The sequence below is a fragment of the Allobosea sp. 10N428 genome (assembly GCF_056394545.1).
In genome coordinates this window covers 73,544-91,201 of sequence record NZ_JBFTIC010000002.1, presented here as the reverse complement: position 1 = coordinate 91,201, position 17,658 = coordinate 73,544, and the positions used below count along the sequence as shown (strand labels likewise).

General features: G+C 66.6%; 16 protein-coding genes and 1 pseudogene. 8 read left to right on the top strand and 9 right to left on the bottom strand.

Translation table 11 applies throughout. The features are described 5' to 3' along the window. Positions 1-52 precede the first annotated feature (52 nt). Together AC1DDA_RS06905 and AC1DDA_RS06900 are read left to right on the top strand one after the other, a co-directional pair. The gene (locus AC1DDA_RS06905; protein WP_441513403.1) at positions 53-574 is read left to right on the top strand and encodes a TRAP transporter small permease; all 522 of its coding nucleotides are present in this window, start codon (positions 53-55) and stop codon (positions 572-574) included. Positions 575-583: 9 nt separating this feature from the next. Beyond that, positions 584-1,888 carry a TRAP transporter large permease gene (locus tag AC1DDA_RS06900; protein ID WP_476795200.1) on the top strand — a complete coding sequence of 435 codons (1,305 nt, stop codon included), beginning with the start codon at positions 584-586 and terminating at the stop codon, positions 1,886-1,888. 54 nt (positions 1,889-1,942) lie between these two features. On the opposite strand, the gene AC1DDA_RS06895 is transcribed toward AC1DDA_RS06900, so the two are convergent. From AC1DDA_RS06895 to AC1DDA_RS06885, 3 genes are all read right to left on the bottom strand, one after another. Continuing rightward, positions 1,943-3,040: an ABC transporter ATP-binding protein gene (locus AC1DDA_RS06895; protein WP_476795199.1), complete on the bottom strand. Its 1,098-nt coding sequence runs from the start codon at positions 3,038-3,040 to the stop codon at positions 1,943-1,945. Further along, positions 3,037-4,020: a zinc-dependent alcohol dehydrogenase family protein gene (locus AC1DDA_RS06890; RefSeq protein WP_476795198.1), complete on the bottom strand. Its 984-nt coding sequence runs from the start codon at positions 4,018-4,020 to the stop codon at positions 3,037-3,039. Before AC1DDA_RS06890 ends, AC1DDA_RS06895 begins: the two co-directional genes overlap by 4 nt. Positions 4,021-4,316: 296 nt before the next feature. Further along, positions 4,317-4,718, bottom strand: coding sequence for a phasin family protein (locus AC1DDA_RS06885; protein ID WP_476795197.1), 402 nt, complete (start codon positions 4,716-4,718; stop codon positions 4,317-4,319). 141 nt (positions 4,719-4,859) lie between these two features. On the opposite strand from AC1DDA_RS06885, the gene AC1DDA_RS06880 reads away from it, so the two are divergent. Both AC1DDA_RS06880 and AC1DDA_RS06875 read left to right on the top strand, forming a co-directional pair. After that, a complete protein-coding gene (locus tag AC1DDA_RS06880) occupies positions 4,860-5,312 on the top strand; it encodes an NUDIX hydrolase (RefSeq protein ID WP_476795196.1) in 453 nt (150 codons plus the stop codon). 147 nt (positions 5,313-5,459) lie between these two features. Then, positions 5,460-5,669 carry a hypothetical protein gene (locus AC1DDA_RS06875; RefSeq protein WP_476778234.1) on the top strand — a complete coding sequence of 70 codons (210 nt, stop codon included), beginning with the start codon at positions 5,460-5,462 and terminating at the stop codon, positions 5,667-5,669. Between the two features lie 294 nt (positions 5,670-5,963). Here the strand turns inward: AC1DDA_RS06875 and AC1DDA_RS06870 are convergent, their stop codons facing one another. Both AC1DDA_RS06870 and AC1DDA_RS06865 read right to left on the bottom strand, forming a co-directional pair. Continuing rightward, a complete protein-coding gene (locus AC1DDA_RS06870; RefSeq protein WP_476778235.1) occupies positions 5,964-6,410 on the bottom strand; it encodes a host attachment protein in 447 nt (148 codons plus the stop codon). 31 nt (positions 6,411-6,441) lie between these two features. Continuing rightward, entirely contained in the window at positions 6,442-6,612 is a 171-nt protein-coding gene (locus AC1DDA_RS06865) for a hypothetical protein (protein ID WP_441513396.1), read from the bottom strand. Between the two features lie 222 nt (positions 6,613-6,834). On the opposite strand from AC1DDA_RS06865, the gene AC1DDA_RS06860 reads away from it, so the two are divergent. Beyond that, on the top strand, positions 6,835-8,379 hold the full coding sequence (locus tag AC1DDA_RS06860) for a bifunctional aminoglycoside phosphotransferase/ATP-binding protein (protein WP_476795195.1): 1,545 nt from the start codon (positions 6,835-6,837) through the stop codon (positions 8,377-8,379). A 31-nt stretch (positions 8,380-8,410) separates the two neighbouring features. Here the strand turns inward: AC1DDA_RS06860 and AC1DDA_RS06855 are convergent, their stop codons facing one another. Both AC1DDA_RS06855 and AC1DDA_RS06850 read right to left on the bottom strand, forming a co-directional pair. After that, positions 8,411-9,217, bottom strand: a complete 807-nt coding sequence (locus AC1DDA_RS06855) for an ABC transporter ATP-binding protein (RefSeq protein WP_476795194.1) — start codon at positions 9,215-9,217, stop codon at positions 8,411-8,413. An 88-nt stretch (positions 9,218-9,305) separates the two neighbouring features. Next, positions 9,306-10,196, bottom strand: a complete 891-nt coding sequence (locus AC1DDA_RS06850; protein WP_476795193.1) for a universal stress protein — start codon at positions 10,194-10,196, stop codon at positions 9,306-9,308. 192 nt (positions 10,197-10,388) lie between these two features. Here AC1DDA_RS06850 and AC1DDA_RS06845 point away from each other — a divergent pair, with 192 nt between their 5' ends. The 3 genes and pseudogenes from AC1DDA_RS06845 (at position 10,389) to mgtA (ending at position 14,354) form a co-directional block, all read left to right on the top strand. Then, positions 10,389-11,513: an NAD(P)-dependent alcohol dehydrogenase gene (locus AC1DDA_RS06845; RefSeq protein ID WP_476795646.1), complete on the top strand. Its 1,125-nt coding sequence runs from the start codon at positions 10,389-10,391 to the stop codon at positions 11,511-11,513. 47 nt (positions 11,514-11,560) lie between these two features. After that, positions 11,561-11,719: pseudogene (locus AC1DDA_RS06840) on the top strand (ABC transporter ATP-binding protein); the annotation flags it as partial. 34 nt (positions 11,720-11,753) lie between these two features. Further along, entirely contained in the window at positions 11,754-14,354 is a 2,601-nt protein-coding gene (gene mgtA / locus AC1DDA_RS06835; RefSeq protein WP_476795192.1) for a magnesium-translocating P-type ATPase, read from the top strand. Positions 14,355-14,524: 170 nt separating this feature from the next. Here the strand turns inward: mgtA and AC1DDA_RS06830 are convergent, their stop codons facing one another. Further along, positions 14,525-15,886 (bottom strand): HlyD family type I secretion periplasmic adaptor subunit, encoded by a 1,362-nt coding sequence (locus tag AC1DDA_RS06830; protein ID WP_476795191.1) that lies wholly within the window; start codon positions 15,884-15,886, stop codon positions 14,525-14,527. Further along, positions 15,873-17,624, bottom strand: coding sequence for a type I secretion system permease/ATPase (locus tag AC1DDA_RS06825; RefSeq protein ID WP_476795190.1), 1,752 nt, complete (start codon positions 17,622-17,624; stop codon positions 15,873-15,875). Before AC1DDA_RS06825 ends, AC1DDA_RS06830 begins: the two co-directional genes overlap by 14 nt. Positions 17,625-17,658 lie beyond the last annotated feature (34 nt).

The window sequence follows — 17,658 nt, the reverse complement described above, 5'->3', positions numbered from 1 at the left end:
CGGCCCGCCTGCGCGCCATCCATTCCATGAACAGTGGCCAGCGGGGTGACCGGTGATACGTGGGGTTCTCGACAGGTTCTATGAGGCGTGCGGCTATCTCGCCGCCGTCTTCATGGTCGGCATCGGGCTGGCCATCGTCGCCCAGATCGTCGGGCGGATGCGGGGCGTCACGATAGACGCCACCGAGGCGGCGGGCTTGTGCCTGGCGGCCTCGACCTTCTTCGGCCTCGCCCACACCTTCCGGCGCGGCGGCCACGTTCGGATCAATCTGATCGTCGACCGTCTGCCGAAGCGTTGGCGGCGGGGCGTCGAGCTCTTCAACTGCTTGCTGGGCACGGTGGTCGTGTCGTTCCTTGCCTGGCATGTCAGCGCGCTGGCGCTGCAATCGCGTGAATTCAACGATGTCAGCCCAGGCCTGCTGGCGATGCCGTTCTGGATACCGCAAACCGGCGTCGCCCTGGGCGTGACCGCGCTGGCGATCGCCTTCATCGACGAACTCCTCTGGCTCCTGACCGGCGGCAAGCCTCGCTACGAGGCACCCGACGAGATCGAACTCGACAGGCCGGTGGCATAGGGGCCGATGATGGACACGACCGTTCTTGCTTCGCTGGTCCTTGCCGGCTCCCTGCTCCTGCTGCTCGCGGGCGGCGTCTGGGTCGCGCTCTCGCTGCTCACAGTCGGCATGGTGATGATGGGGCTCTTCACCAGCGCGCCGATGGGCTCGCTGATCGCCTCGACGCTCTGGGATTCGAGCTGGGGGTGGGCGCTGACCTCGCTCCCGCTCTTCATCTGGATGGGCGAGATCCTGTTCCGCTCCAAATTGTCGGCGGACATGTTCCAGGGGCTGGCGCCCTGGGTGTCGCGGCTGCCGGGCCGGCTGCTCCATGTCAACGTGCTCGGCTGCGGCATCATGGCGGCGGTCGCCGGTTCGTCGGCGGTGACCTGCGCCACGATCGGGCGCATCAGCGTGCCTGAGCTGGAGAAGCGGGGCTATCCGCTCAACATGACCATAGGCACGCTGGCGGGCTCCGGCACGCTCGGCCTGCTGATCCCGCCCTCGATCATCATGATCGTCTATGGCGTGACGGCCGAGGTCTCGATCGCGCGGCTTTTCATCGCCGGCGTCCTGCCCGGGCTGCTGCTGATGGCGCTCTTCATGGGCTATACGGCGATCTGGAGTCTGCTGAACCCCGACAGGATGCCGCCGGCCGAGCCGCCGGTGCCCTTTCTGGAGAAGATCTACCGCTCGCGGCGTCTGATCCCGGTGGCGCTTCTGATCGGCTCGGTCGTCGGCTCGATCTATGGCGGCATCGCCACCCCGACCGAGGCCGCGACCATCGGCGTGATCGGAGCGCTCAGCCTCGCAGCGGTCGGTGGCGGGCTCACCCGGCAGAACTTCATGGAAGGGCTGATGGCGGCCATGCGGACCTCCTGCATGATCTCCTTCATCATCGCCTGCGCCGCCTGCCTGACGATCGCCGTCGCCTTCGTCGACATCCCCCGGTCCCTGGCGAGCTGGGTCGAGGCCATGCACCTCTCGCCCTATGCGCTGCTGGCGGTGCTCGCCGTGTTCATGTTGATCCTCGGCTGCTTCCTCGAGGGCATCTCGATCATCGTGCTGACTTCCTCGGTGATGCTGCCAATGGTGCAGGCGGCCGGCATCGACCTGCTCTGGTTCGGCATCTTCGTGGTGATCCTGATCGAGGCGGCGCAGATCACCCCGCCGGTCGGGTTCAACCTGTTCGTGCTGCAGAGCATCACCGGCAAGAACATCCTGGCGGTGACGAAGGCGGCGATCCCCTATTTCTGCGTGCTGATGCTGCTGCTCGTGCTGATCACTTTGTTCCCGCAGATCGTGACCGCCTTGCCGAAGATGATGGCGGGCTGATGGGGCGGAGCGTAGCCGCCTGCGGGCGGACACGCGATACCTGCAAATCGTACTTCAGGATGGCAGGTCGCGCGTCGGTCCGTTCGCGCGCCCGGATGCTGACGAGGATCTCCAGCCGTCAGCCGGCACCAAACGAACGTCGGCGCCGCCATGCGCCGCCGTGGACAAGTCCGGAACGCCGCCGGGCGATGCCTCGATCGCCTGGGTGACAAGCCGGTACTTCACGGTCGTCAGCGCCAGACCTCGCGCCCAGTCGACCACGTCATTCCACGGGTCGACGATCCGTGCGGTCGCGGACAGAAAGGTGACGACGGTCGCGATCTCGGTCTGTCCCTGGATGACCAGAATGCAGCCGATCCCGAGCACCAGCAGGTTGCCCAGGGAATAGGTCAGGTTCATCAGGAAGTTGAGAGAGAATTTGATCTCGAACATGCCGAGGTTGATCGTGAAGACCTCGTCCAGTCGACGCGCGCTCGATTCCGCTCTCGACGGAGACAGGATCTCCTCGCCGAAGCGCCGCAGAATGCGGGTTCGCTGCGCGACGCGTCGGTTGATCGCCCGTTGCATCAGCGGCACGAACACGAATTGCGGCATCAGGATCAGAAGGCTGACGACCATCATCTTGAGGTCGAGCACGGCGAGATAGATGAAGACGCTCGCCAGAAAGCCGATCTCGACGATGGGAAGGCTGAGGCTAGAGCCGACGAACGCGCCGATGTCGTCGGCTTCCCCAAGGATCATGGCGAGGCCGGTTCCATTGGTGAGGGCGGAGTCCTCGGCGTCCTGGCCCTCCAGCCTGCGGGTCACCACGAGGCGCAGATCCCGCGTCGCGCATTCGCCAAGCCAGGCGCGGTAGACGTTCATGGCCAGCTTCGCCAGCCCGAACGTCAGCAGGAGGGCGAATTGCAGCGCGACGAGAGTCAGGATCGCGGAGAGGCTGCCGGCATGGACGGCCGCGTCGATGATGCGCCGCTGCGTTTCGATCGGAGCGGCATTGAGAAGGAAGACGGCGACGGACAGCGCACAGACCGCTGCCTGATGCCAGCCCCCCGAGCAGAGGACGAAGCGCAGGAACGAGGAGGGCAGGGCGAAGCCCTGCGCATGCGGGGGCGGGGGCTCGGCTATCGCCGCGATAAAATGCGAGAACTTCATGGAATGAGCACCGCCGCACCTTGCAACTTCCCGCTGCGCAGTGCGGACAGCGCCTCATTTGCCTGGTTCAGCGGGTAGGTCGTCGTTTTGGTTGCAATGCCGGCCTGCCGCGCAATGGACAGAAATTCGCGGCCATCGGCCCGCGTGAGATTGGCGACGGAGACCAGCTCGCGCTCCTGCCACAGCAAGCCGTAGCTGAAGCTCGGGATGTCGCTCATGTGGATGCCGCCGCAGACGACGCGCCCACCCTTGACCACGGCACTCAGGGCCAGCGGCACGAGCGCTCCGACGGGCGCGAAGATCAGCGCGGCGTCGAGGGGCTCGGGAGGCTTTTCCTCGGAGCTGCCGGCCCAGCGAGCGCCGAGCGCGCGCGCATGGGCCTGCGCCGCCTCGTCGCCCGGGCGCGTGAACGCGTAGACCTCGCGGCCCTGCCAACGGCAAATCTGCGCCAGGATATGAGCGGCCGCCCCGAAGCCGTAGAGGCCGATCCGCCGCGCGGCCCCCGCGCTGCGCAGGCTCCTCCATCCGATCAGTCCCGCGCACATCAGCGGCGCGGCGGCGACGGGATCGGGAAAATCGTCCAGCGGAAAGACGTAGGCCGCGTCGGCGACGACATGAGTGGCGAAGCCGCCGTCGCGCGTATAGCCGGTGAACTCCGGAGAGTCGCAGAGGTTTTCCCGGAGGCTGCGGCAATAGGGGCAGTGTCCGCAGGTGTGCCCGAGCCAGCCGACACCGACACGCCTTCCCAGACGTGCGTCGGCGGTGCCCGGCCCGACCAAATCGACCCGGCCGACGATCTCGTGACCGGGCACGCGCGGGCATTGCAGTCCCGGCAACTCGCCGTCGACGACATGCAGGTCCGTGCGGCAGATCGCGCAGGCCTCGACCCTGATCCGCAATTCCCCGGAGCGCGGTATCGGATCGGGGCGCCGCTCCTCGACAAGCGGTTGGCCAGGAACCTTCAGAACCATCGCTTTCATCGGCTTCTCCGGCCAACGCGCAACGGAAGGATGCCGGCGCGATGCCGAGCCGGCCTTGATCAAGCTCAAGGATTATACGGCTCTCAAGGCGAATCTTGGCGAAGAGTTTCTGCCGGTGCCGGGACAATTCCGTCCACTCGGCCGTTCCGCCTGGCGCCGTGCCCGGACATGCGAACGCGCCATCCTGCCAAAGAGCGCTGGGCGGAGCAGCCTGACGGCAGTCAGCTGCAGAAAGCTGGCGGATGAGCCGTCCGAGCTGCCTTGCCGGCGCTCAGACGGGCTCCAAGGGCAGCCTCTCAGGCCGCGGCCTTCCGGGTGCCCGGCCAGTTCGACGTGTCTTGGGCGCTGATCCCGGTCCAGGCATCCATATTCCGGCGGGCGAGCGTCGACAGCTTCTCGGCTTCGTCGGCGTAGGCGCCTCCGATACCCCTGGCAAAATCCTGATGAACGTCGACCGCCTGGGCGATCTCCTTGCAACGGCCGAGCTTGGCGCAGAATTCGGCCTGGGCCTGCATTCGGCGCCCCATGAAGGCCAGGACTTCGGAGACCATGGCGAACTGCGTTTCCCAGAGCTTCTGCGGCAGCACGGTCGCTGAGCCGAACTGCGCTTTGACGAGCTGCATGCCTTCATCGATCATGGCGGTGGCCCCGTTCTTGTCGGCGGGAAGGGATTCGGAGACAGGCTTCATCGTAGGCATGTGAACCTCCTGCGTTGTCTCAGCCGCCTGAGCTGCGGCAGTGCGGAGTTTCCTCGGGGCGCGTCGCCCGGTCCTTGACGCATCGCAATTTCGGACCGCGGCCGAGGTTTTTCGATGGCTTCCTTCAGTGCCGGCATCCTGATGTATCGCCTGGCGGAAGAGGGCGCAGAGGTTCTGCTCGTCCATCCGGGCGGCCCGTTCTGGCAGCGCAAGGATCTTGGAGCCTGGTCTATCCCCAAGGGCGAGCCGCAGCCGGGCGAGACAGCACAAGAGACTGCGCGGCGGGAATTCACGGAAGAAGTGGGGGCGGCGCCCGACGGGCCTCTCATTCCGCTCGGGTGCATTCGGCAACGGGCGGGGAAGGTCGTCGAAGCCTTTGCGCTGAGGGGGGACCTTGCCGCGGAGCAAAGTCGCTGCACCAGCGAGGCCGAGATGGAATGGCCGCGCGGCAGCGGCCATATCCGCCGCTTTCCCGAAATCGACAGGGCGGCGTGGTTTTCGCTTCCCGAGGCCCGGCTGCACATCCTGGAGGCGCAGGCCGAGCTTCTCGATCGCCTCGAGAAAAAGCTGGCCGACGAAGGCGATCGAGCCTGACCGCCGCTCGACGTCATGATCGCGTTGCGCTGGCGCGATGCAGCGGCGTGCGGCCCGAGCGGTCGCCGAGCCGGGCTTGATCTGGCGCAAACGCCGGCTCGCGCGTTGGGAGTATGATCGGCACTCCATCGTCCGCGGAGGTAGCCCATGAAAACGGCAATCACGCACGGGCCGGAATCCTGCAGGTCAGACCCGCCCAGGTTCACGATCGAGACCGCTCAGGACTATGCGCTCGCGAGGCACCGCATCAAAGCGCTCCTCGTACAGGATGGAACCAGTTTCCGGGAGTTGGAGGCGCTCAAGGACGCAGTCCGCGATTGGAAGTTGCGCCATCCTGCCCATGAACAGGGCAACTGAAGCGACACCAATATTCGCGTTCGCCCCGCGAAGCTGCGCTTGTTTCGGCGTTCGTCAAGGCCGCGCGGTCGATATCCTGCGCATGCTCAGGGATATGACCGCGCACGGCGGGCGGCAGATCCGCATGGCTCACATAGGGCATGAACAAACTGCCGCAACTTGCTGCTACATATGTCCTCGCGGACAAGACCTGCGACCGGCCGTCTCGAACGCCGACAAGGCAAGCCGGCGTCATCCCGAGACAATTCGCCTCGGCTGCCAGCCTCGATGCCCGCATTGAGACGCGCTTCCCTTCTAGGCGCCGGTCAGAAGCCGTTCTATCGCGTGGATCGGATGCTTGGTCAGGTCTTTGTCGACCTCTGCGACGATGCGAGAGCGCGATTGCTCGTCGAGGTGCTGCCGGAGCACCGCGAGGATACGCGGGGGCGCCACCAATACGATGCCTCGCGAGCGACCGGACTGGCTGGCAAGATTGAGGGCAGCCGCGGTTTCGCGTGCGAACTGCTTCTCCGCCAGGTCATGCCAGTCTGTTTCGTCGGTCGCGCTGGTGGGCGCGACGGCATTTTGCATGCGACCGGGCCGATCCGCTCCCTGCTGACCGTTCGGCGGGTTAGGCGAGGCCTGCTTGATCTGCTCGACTTCGAGCTTGAGGAGCGTCGGGCTGCCTTCGTTTCGCAGAAACATCGCCTTGCGGGCATCGCAGATGATCACCCATGCGTCGTGCGGAATCCGTAGGTTCATGGCGTTGCTCCTTGCGATGACCGGGGCGGCTTCAGCGGGAAATAATCTCGCGAACGAGGCTGATAAAGGCGCGCAAATGCAGCAAGAAAGAGAAGGCAGGCTTTTCGTCGAGTTGGTTGACGATTGCCGGGGCACGGTCGCGCCAGTTTCGCCAGGAGCGCCCGACCTTGGCGATCCAGCCACATGCGCTCGCTTCGGGCATGGCAGCCCCCTAAGGTGCAATCAGCTCAGATAATCGCAGCGCCGCCCCCCGGTCCTTGATCCGCGTCAAGGACGAAAACCGATCGAGGACGCGAGACGCTTGGCAGCCAGCTCATCCTGAAATCGTTCCGCTTTGCAAGGGCGTCGGGCCGTCGATATTGACAAGCATCAATGTCGTTTTTGGGGACTGAAGAATAGTGGCTCGTCCGAGGGGAGCCTTGTCATGCAGGTTGCCAGCCAGAATGAAACGATCTGCTATCTCGGATCGTGCGATGCTTTCGGAGGCGGCGCGGAGTGGATGGAGATGGTCTCCACCCACATCTCGATCGTCCTGCTGATCGGCTCCCGGGCCCTCAAGCTGAAACGACCCGTCAAGCTGCCCTATGTCGATCTGTCGACGCCGGAACGACGCTTGGCGATGTGCGAGCAAGAACTGCTGCTGAATCGCCGGACCGCTCCCGACCTCTATCGCGCGGTCCACCGGATCACGCGGGAGCAGAACGGCGATCTTGCGCTGAACGGCCGGGGCGAATTGGTCGATGCCGTCCTGGAAATGGAACGCTTCAACGACAATTTCCTGTTCGATCGGATGGCAGAGCGAAAGCATCTCACCGCGCCCGACATGGCTGAGCTCGCCGGTGCGATCGCGCGGTTTCATCGCGCGGCGCCCATCTCGCCGGACGGCGAGGGAGCGAGGCGGATGGAGCGCGTGCTGTCGGTCAATGAGCGAGCTTTCGCCAATGCGGAGCTTCTCCCGCATCGCGAGGTCGAACCGGTGATCGCGGGGTGCCGCGAAGCGCTCGCGCGCCATGCCAGCTTGCTGAACCAGCGGGCACGGCAGGGAATGGTTCGGCGCGGGCATGGCGATCTGCATCTGCGCAACATCTGCCTGTTCGAGGGCAAGCCGTTGCTCTTCGATTGTCTCGAGTTCGATGAGGATCTGGCGACCGTGGATATCCTCTACGATCTCGCCTTCGTTCTCATGGACCTCTGGCACCGCAAGCTCGAGACACTCGCGAACGTTCTCTTCAATCGCTATCTCGATGCCATCGACGACGAGTCCGGCCTGTGCCTGCTACCCTTCTTCATGGCGGTGAGGGCCGCCGTGCGCGCGCATGTGACCGCCGTGGATAGCGGCAGACCGAAGGCCTCGCGATTGGCCGAGGCACGCGCCTATCTCCAGCTCTGCCGCAACCTTCTGAAGGCGCGGTCACCTGTGCTGGTCGCTGTCGGCGGCTATTCCGGCTCCGGGAAGTCGACGCTTGCGGCGAAGCTCGCGCCATCGCTTGGGCCGCCGCCGGGGGCCCGCATCGCCGCGAGCGACCGCATTCGGAAGAAGCTGTGCGGCGTCGCCCCAGAGACCCGCCTGTCGGCGGATGGCTATAGCGCTGACGTTTCCGCCCGGACCTATGCCGCGATGATGCAGGTTGCAGAAGCGACGCTGGCGCAAGGTCACGCGGCCGTCGCGGATGCCGTCTTCGATCGGCGCGTGGACCGGGAACGGATCGGCGAGGTGGCTCGCCATGCAGGCATGCCGTTCTGCGGCCTCTGGCTGCAGGCGCCGCAAGAGACGCTGGTGCGACGGGTCTCGGCGCGCTGTGGCGATCCCTCCGACGCCACGCCCGGCGTCGTGATCGACCAGATTGCCCGGCATGGCGCGGCGACGGAATGGACGAGGATCGCGGCCGAGGAGAACATCGACGTCGTGCTTCGAAGCACGTTCGAACAGGCGCCGGCGTTGAAATACCTGCACGATATGGGTCGATAGCATCTCCGTCCCAAGCGGTGCCTGCGCGGCATCAGGCGGTGATCTCGTCCGCGAAGATCGTACGACCGCGCTCCCCGGCAAAATACTGCCTGAGCCAGGGATCATTGTGCCTGAGCAGATCCTGTAGCGAGCCGAGGGCGATGATTTTGCCGTGCGCGATGGCCGCGACCCTGTCGCAGGTCGTATGAAGGCTGCTCAGGTCATGAGTGATCATCATCACAGTCAGGTTCAAGCTCGCCTTCAGGGTCAGCAAAAGCTGATCGAACGCATCGGCCGCGATCGGATCGAGCCCTGACGTCGGCTCGTCGAGAAACAGGATCTCGGGATCGAGGGCGAGGGCGCGTGCCAGGGCCGCCCGCTTGGTCATGCCGCCAGAGAGCTCGGCGGGATATTTTTCCGCAGCATCGGGCGGCAATCCGACCAGATCGAGCTTGAGGATTGCCATCTCGGCGAGCAGGCTCGGCGACAGATGCAGGAGCTCGCGCATCGGCAGCTGGATATTCTCGGCGATCGTCAACGATGAGAACAGGGCGCCTTGCTGGAACATGACGCCGCAGCGCTGTTCGAGCAATCGCCTCTCGTTCTCCCGCAGATCATCGACGTTCCTGCCGAAGAGCTCGATGACGCCGCTTCGCTTGGGCACAAGGCCCAGAATGGTGCGTGCCAGGACCGACTTGCCGGATCCGGACGCGCCGATCACGCCGAGAACCTCGCCGCGCATGACGTCGAGGTCGAGATGGTCCAGCACGGTCTTGTCGCCGAACGCGACTGCGAGGTCCCGAACGCGGATGGCGACCTCACCGCTGTCCGGAGCCATGTCTCGTTCGGTCGAAGCCATGGATAACTCTCCGGCTACGCGCCATCATACACCCGAGGCGCGGGTGCTGCCGATCGGATAAGCCGGCAGGCAGACGGCTGCGGCTGCGCTAGTGCGCGAGGAAAAGCGGCACGGGAGCGCTGCCGAGCAGATCCGCAGTCACGCCGCCCAGAACCCACTCCCTGAAGCGCGAATGGCCGTAGGCTCCGGCGACGATCAGGTCTGCCGAGATCCTGCGGGCTTCGGCCAGGATGGCGTCGCCCGCGGAGGTTTCGGTGTCGAGAACGGTCGCCGTCGCCTCGACGCCGTGACGGACGAGATGGGCGCAGATGTCGGCGAGGACTTCGGCGCCGCCCATCCGTCCGTGGGCTTCCTCCCGGACCGTGACGACATGGACCTGCGTCGCCTGAACGATCAGAGGCAAAGCCTCGGCGACGGCGCGGGCGCTTTGCCGCGTGTCGGTCCATCCGACGAGGACGGTCTGGATCGCGGAACGCGGCAGGGCCTTGGGCGGCACGAGGTAGAGCCCTCTTCCGCCATCGAACATGACGCGCTCGAGCAGGGGGCGCCAGCGTGCCTGACTATCGTCGCGCGGGCAGGTCGCGATGAAGAGGTCGTTCCAGCGGGCTTCCGTGGCGACGGCCTGTTCGAGGATACCGGGGAAAGCATCGACACGGCGCAACTCATGCGCAGGGTCGAGGCGCGTCAATCGCTGGCGCAGCCGCTTCTCGCTGGCATCTCCTTCCTCGGTTACGTCATCGACCAGTTGCCCGATGGCGGAGGTGCCGAATTCACCGACGAAAATGGCAGGGTCGGGCAGGAGATTGGTAAAGACCCCGGTGAGGCGGGCAGCGTGCCGCGCCGCGAGCGCTTCAGCGTGAGCCAGGCGGACCTCATCTTCCGGCGAACCGTCCAGATGAACCGCGATGTCGCGATAGGCAGCGTTGCCGGCGGCTCGTGCCTTCGCCGAGGCGCCTGACGATTGAGTGAAGTCCTTCATGCCAACCTCCGCATCGATAGCGCTGTTCATGGCGCCTATCGAGCAGCGGAAACAGGCTGGCCGCATTGATTCTCATCAAAACGAGACAGGGGTTCCCGGCGTTTGCGCTGAATCAAATGCAGCGGCGCGGATTCGCGGCAAGCTGGGGCTACGAAACCACAACGGCGATTTTGGAGAGCGAACATGCCGCCAATGCTTCAGTCCAGCGCATTGTCCGCTCCGGGGGCCGGGCGGACGAGCCGCCCCAAGATGATGTGCGCCGCCGTCTTCCGAGAGCCAGGCCGCATCGAGCTCGAAGACAAGCCGATTCCGGATGTCGGGCCGCTCGACGCGCTGCTGCGCATCACGACCACGACGATCTGCGGCACCGACATCCATATCCTCAAAGGCGAGTATCCGGTCGCACGCGGCCTCACCATCGGCCATGAGCCAGTCGGCGTGATCGAGAAGCTGGGATCTCAGGTGAGGGGTTTCCGGGAGGGTCAGCGCGTGATCGCGGGTGCGATCACGCCGTCCGGACACAGCGCCGCCTGCCTCTGCGGCTGCGCCTCGCAGGATGGCCCCGGCGAGCGCCACGGTTTCAAGGCGATGGGTGGCTGGCGCTTCGGCAATACCATCGACGGAGCGCAGGCCGAATATCTGCTCGTGCCGGACGCCATGGTCAATCTCGCCCATGTGCCCTCCGGTCTGACCGACGAGCAGGTGCTGATGTGTCCCGACATCATGTCGACCGGCTTCTCCGGTGCCGAGAGCGGCGGCGTGAGGATCGGCGACTGCGTCGCGATCTTCGCGCAAGGACCGATCGGGCTATGCGCCACGGCCGGAGCGCGCCTGATGGGGGCGACCCGGATCATCGCCGTGGAGAGCATCCCCGAGCGGCAGGCCGTGGCACGCAGGCTGGGAGCCGACGAGATCGTCGATTTCTCGAAGAGCGACCCGGTCGACGAGATCATGCGGCTGACGGAGGGCAGGGGCGTCGACGTCGCGATCGAGGCGCTTGGACGGCAGGAAACCTTTGCCGCGGCGTTGCGCGTGCTGCGGCCGGGCGGAACGCTCTCGTCGCTGGGCGTCTATTCCAGCGACCTGACGATCCCGCTCGGGGCTTTCGCCGCGGGCCTCGGCGACCACCGCATCGTCACCACGCTCTGTCCCGGCGGCAAGGAGCGGATGCGGCGCCTGATCGAGGTGGTCGCTTCCGGCCGCGTCGATCTGGGGCCGCTGGTCACGCACCGATACCCGCTGGAGCGCATCAAGGACGCTTACGAGCTCTTTTCCCATCAGCGTGACGGCGTGCTCAAGGTTGCCATCACGCCGTAAGCGGCAGAGCCATGGACCAGCGCGTCACGTCATCGCCGGTTCAGCCGCCGGATCTCATCCCGGCCGACGAACCGACGGGCAACCTCGACAGCAAATCGGCCGATGGCGTGTTCGGGCTGAATCGCGAGGAGAATGAGCGCTCCGGGACCGGCTTTTTGATGGTGACCCACAGCATGGATCTGGCCCGCCGCCGCGACAGGATCATCACCGCATCGATGGGGGCATCAGCGGGAGCCCGGGATGACCATGGAACCAGCGAAAGCGGCGGCGGCAGGCGAGGGCGAGTTTTGGCGGGAAGGCCGCTGCGCGTCGCTGCAGCGCCTCGGGGCGACCCCGGATGGCTTGAGCGATGCGGAGGCGGCCGAGCGTCTGCGCCGCTGCGGACCCAATCTCGCAGTGGCCAGCCTGCGGCGCGGACTGCCGTTCAAGATCGCCAAGCGGCTTGTGGAGCCTCTGATCGCGATCCTGCTGATCGCCGCGCTGATCTCGGGCGTTACGGGCGATTGGCAGAGCCTGATCATCATAGTCCTCATCGTGCTGGCTTCGATCGCCCTCGATGTCTTCCAGGAGACCCAGGCCGAGAACGCCGTCGATGCCTTGCGACGCACCGTTGCGGTTCAAGTCACGGCCGTTCGGAGCGGGCGGCCGGTCGAGATTCCGGTAAGGGAGGTGGTGGCAGGCGACGTGGTCGCGCTCCGTGCCGGCGATCTGATCCCGGCCGACGGGCTGATCCTCGAGAGCCATGACGCGATGGCCGACGAGGCGGTGCTCACCGGCGAGCCCTTTCCCGTCGAGAAGCTGGCCGCGGCATCCGACCGAAGCAACGACGGAACCGATACCGCGCTCTTCGGCGGAACGAGCCTCGTCGCCGGCGAGGCCAGGATGCTCGTGGTCGCGACGGGTGCTGATACGCGGCTAGGTTCGATCTCCCGCTCCATGCAGGCGAACGAGCCGCCGACGGCCTTCGAACGGGGCGTTCACGGCCTCGGAATGCTGATCCTGCGCCTCACCGGCTTCCTGGTTCTGTTCGTCCTGCTGACGCAGCTCGTGCGGCACGGTCTGTCGATCGAGAGCTTCCTGTTCGCCGTCGCGCTTGCCGTCGGGCTGACGCCGGAGCTGCTGCCGGTGGTGATGACGGTGACGCTCGCGCGCGGCGCCCTGCGGATGGCTGCGCGCAAGGTCGTGGTGAAGCGCCTCTCCGCGATACACGATCTCGGGGCGATGGACGTCTTGTGTACCGACAAGACGGGGACGCTGACGGAAGCGCGGATCGCCCATGTCGGGAGCTTCGGCTGCGACGGCATCGAAAATGCCGACGTGACCGCGCTCGCGAGGGTGAACAGCCGCTTCTGCAGCGGGCTGCGCAACAACCTCGACACCGCCCTGCTCGCCGGCTCCGAAGACGATGACGGCTCCTGGCGTCCTCTGGCCGATCTGCCTTTCGATTTCGAGCGGCGCCGCTCCTCGGTCCTCGTAGCGAGAGGCGACGAACGGGAGATGATCGTCAAAGGCGCTCCCGAGGCCTTGCTCGCCTTATGCGACCGGTTCGAGGCAGCGGATGGCAATGCCGTCAGGCTTGAGGACGCGGCCAGAAGCCGGCTGCTCGCCCTCATCGATGCCAAGGGCGCGCAGGGGCTGCGCCTGCTCGGCATCGCCCGCCGATCCATGGCGCCGGGAACCGATGCGCTGGTCCGCGAAGACGAGGCCGGGCTCGTCTTTGCCGGCTGCGCCGCCTTCATCGATCCGCCGAAGACCTCGGCAGGCGCAGCCGTTCGCCAGCTCGCGGCGGCCGGCGTGCGCGTCAAGGTGATTTCCGGCGATGCGGCTCCCGTCGTCCGCCATCTGGCGGAAACGCTGGCGCTCCCGTCGCGCGGCCTGATGACGGGCGAGGAGATCGCGGCATTGGGTGACGCTGCGCTTGCCGCCCGGATCGGCAACATCGATTTGTTCGTCCGGGTCGCGCCGGAGCAGAAGGCGCGCATCGTGCTGGCGCTGCGCAGGGCAGGGCACACGGTCGGCTTCATCGGTGACGGCATCAATGATGCGCCGGCCATCCACGCCGCCGATGTCGGCCTGTCCGTCGAGGGCGGCACGGAAGTCGCGCGCGAGGCGGCCGCGATCGTCCTGCTCGCGCCCGATCTCGGCGTGCTCGCGCAGGGCATCGCCGAGGGGCGGCGCACCTATGCGAACATCATGAAGTATGTCCGTATGGGCACGAGCTCGAATTTCGGCAACATGCTGTCGATGGCGCTGGCCTCGATGGTGCTGCCGTTCCTTCCCCTCAACCCGCTGCAGATCCTGGTCAACAATATCCTCTACGACCTCTCCGAGGTCGGCATCCCCTTCGACGAGGCCGATCCCGCCGACCTCGAGCGACCGCGACGCTGGGACATGAACGCCGTCCTGCGTTTCACGCTCGTCATGGGCCCGCTCTCCTCACTGTTCGACGCCGCGACATTCGCCGTTCTGCTCGGCGTTTTCGGCGCCGGTGTGGAGATGTTCAGGACCGCATGGTTCGTCGAGTCGATCCTGACACAGATCCTGGTGATCTTCGTCATCCGCACGGCGGCTCCCTGCTGGCGCAGCCGGCCGCACCGCTTCCTTGTCGCAACCTCGCTGGGCGCGCTGGCGATCGCGTTGATCCTGGCGCTGACGCCGGTCGGACGCCCGCTCGGTTTCATAGGGCTGCCGGTGCCGATCCTACTGTCCATTCTGGCCATCGCGGCCTTCTATCTCGTCCTCGCCGAGCTGCTGAAGCCGCTGGCCATGCGTGCCAGCGCCGGCAGGGGAAAGCCCCGCGCTGCCGGCGCCGCCATGCGCCGCCGCGCCCGGCCGTTCTGAGCGGCCGGCTGGGCAGGCCGCCGCGGAACGCCGCCGGGCGGTGCCTCGATCGGCGGAGCGACGGGCCGGTACTTCACGGTCGTCGGTGCAAGACCTCGCGCCCGAACGGCGACATCATTCCACTGATCCGGGGCCATTTGCAGGATCGCCGGCCGGAGGCAAACTCGGCATCAATCGTATCGGAACGATCGCGCGATCTGATCCTCGATCGGCTTCACGAGATAGACGAAGGCGGTGCGCAGGCCGGTCTGGATGAAGGCCTCGACTGGCATGCCCGGAAGCAGCACCTTGCCATCGAGCCGCTTCACTTCGTTCAGCCCCAGGCCTATGCGGGCGGTGTAGAAGGAGACGCCTGTCTTCTCGTCGGTGGAGGCGTCGGCCGAGATCCGGATCAGGCGCCCCTCCAGGTCGGGGGTCGTGCGACTGTCGAAAGCAGGAAACCGCAATACGACAGCCTGGCCGATGCGCAACCGGTCGATCATGGCCGGCTCGATGCGCGTCTCGATGACGAGCCCGTCCGTCTCGGGCACGATCAGCATGATCTGCTCCGCCGGCGAAATGACGCCGCCGATCGTGTGCACCGTGCTCTGGTGAACGATGCCGTCCTGCGGCGCGCGCATCTCGGTCCGGTCGAGCTGGTCGACCGCTGCGATGCGCCGCTCGGAGAGATCGGCGATCTTGCCGTCGACATCGCGCAGCTCGGTCGTGACCTCGCGGCGCAGGTCCTCGTCGATCTGCAGGATCTGCAGCTCGATCTCGGCGATGCGCCCCTTCACCCGGGCCGTGTCGGCAATGAGGCTGCCCTGCTCGCCGGCGAGTCGCGAGGCCTCGCGCTGCAGCGCCGTCAGCCGCGACAGCGCGACGAGGTTCTGGTCGTAGAGCTTCTGTACGGCGTCGAGCTCCTGCTTGATCAGGCCGGCCTGCGCCTGCTTCGCCTCGATCTGGGCCGCGATCCCCCTGATCTCCTCGCGCGACTGGACGATGCGCTCGCGGAACTGCGAGCGCTGCAGCTCGGCCGCGCTGCGTCGCGTGCGGAACAGGGTCTGCTCGCTGTCCAGGGCCTGGATCACCGTCGGCGCTCTCGCCCGCTCCGCCAGCTCCGTTGGGACGACGACCTCGGCCTTGCCGTCGCGCTCGGCCTCGAGGCGGGCCTTGCGGGCCTGGAACCTGCGCAGTTCGATCTCGATCAGTGCCAGGCTTGCCCTGGCATGGGTCTCGTCGAGCCTGACCAGGACGTCACCGGCCTTGACGTGGTCGCCGTCCTTGACCCGGATCTCCGCTACGATGCCGCCGGCTGCATGCTGGATGCGGCGGACATTGCTCTCGACAACGATCTTCCCGGAGGCGATGACCGCGCCCGCCAGCGGTGCCGTCGCGGCCCAGAGCCCGACCGTGCCGCAGAGCACGGCGATGGTGGCGAGGCCGGCGATAGCCGCCCGGCGGATATCGCGGCGGGGATCGAGGCGGCGCGCGATCTTCCGGCTCGCACCTGACAGGTGCCCACCCACCACGTTCTCGTTAGCCGTGCGCATCGGTTGTCACGATCCTCTTCGAAGCCTGGAAGCCGGCGCCCGCCGCTGCCGGGGCAGCCGCCAGACTCTTGCGCAGGATCTCCTCCTTCGGCCCGAACGCCTGGACTTGGCCCTCGGCCAGGATCAGGACGAGGTCGGTGCCAGCGAGCGCCGAGGGGCGGTGGGCGATGACGATCACGATGCCGCCGCGCTCGCGCACGCTGCCGACGGCGGCGGTGAGCGCCGCATCGCCCGCTGCATCGAGGCTAGCGTTCGGCTCGTCGAGCACAACCAGGAATGGGTCGCGGTAGAGCGCCCGGGCGAGCGCGATATGCTGCCGCTGGCCGCCGGAAAGAAGGCTGCCGGCTTCGCCGATCGGCGTCTCGAAGCCCCTGGGCAGGCCGAGGATCATGGCGTAGGCGCCGGCTGCCTTGGCTGCGGCGAGAACGGCCTCCTCGCTGATATCCGGGTCGAAGCGGGCGATGTTCTCCGCCACCGTGCCGGCGAAGAGCTGCACGTCCTGCGGCATGTAGCCGATGATTCCGCCGCGCTGCTCCGGGGCCCATTGGTCGAGCGTCGCGCCGTCGAGGCGCAGGCTGCCGCGCATGAGCGGCCAGACCCCGACCACCGCCCGCGCCAGCGTCGACTTGCCGGAGGCGGAGGGGCCGATGATCGCAAGCCCTTGCCCCGCATTCAGCGCAAAGGCTGCATCCTTCACGATCGGGCTCTGGGCGCCCGGTGCCGCGACGAAGACATGTTCCAGCACCAGCCGCTGCGTCGGCCGGTCCGGCGCGATGGAGGGATGGGCGCGCGGCTCCGCCAGCGCCGCCTTCAGCCGCTGCCAGGCCTGGCGGGCACCGATGAAGGGCCGCCAGCTGCCGATGGCGAGTTCGATCGGCGCCAGCGCCCGGCCGCTCAGGATCGAGGCGGCGATCATCACGCCCGAGGAGGCCTCGTTCTTCATCACCAGCCAGGCGCCGAGGCCGAGCATGGCCGACTGCAGCATGAAGCGGATGGTCTTCGACATCGTGCCGAGCGTGCTGACGAGATCGGACGAGCCAAGATTGGTCACGACGTAACGGTCGTTGATGCGGTCGAACAGAGTGGCGACGCGCCGCTCCATGCCGAGCGCGCCGATCACTTCGGCATTGCGCCTGGCGGCCTCGAGCAGGGCCGAGCGCTCGGCACCCGCGCGAGACGACTCGCGCGCGGGGCCACGCGTCAGCACTTCGGTCAGCAAGGCGATGAAGATGAGGATCGCCGCGCCGGCGACCAGGGTCCAGCCGAGAGAAGGGTGCAGCAGGAAGCACAGGCCGCCATAGAGTGGGATCCAGGGCAGGTCGAACAGCGTCGTCGGCCCGAGCCCCGAGAAAAAGCCGCGCACGCTGTCGAGGTCGCGTGAGAGCTGAATGCCGCCCGGCCCGCCGCGCAGGTGCGTACCGAGGATTGCGCCGACCACCGGCGCGCTGAGTTGGCGGTCGAGCACGATCCCGATCCGGATCATGATGCGCTGGCGCAGCCAATCGAACAGGCCGAGCAGAATGTAGAGGGCTGCGACAATGATCGAGAGCGCGACCAGCGTCGGCACGCTTCGCGAGGGCAGCACCCGGTCATAGACCTGCAGCATGTAGATCGACCCGGTCAGCATCAGCACGTTGACCAGGGCAGAGAACAGCGCGACCGCCAGGAAGGCGGAGCGGCAGGATGCCAACGCCTCGCTGGCAGCATTGGAAGAGGGCTTGGGAAGCAAGGCAGCCATCCCTAAGCAGATGTGAACGGGTCAGACAGGGCCC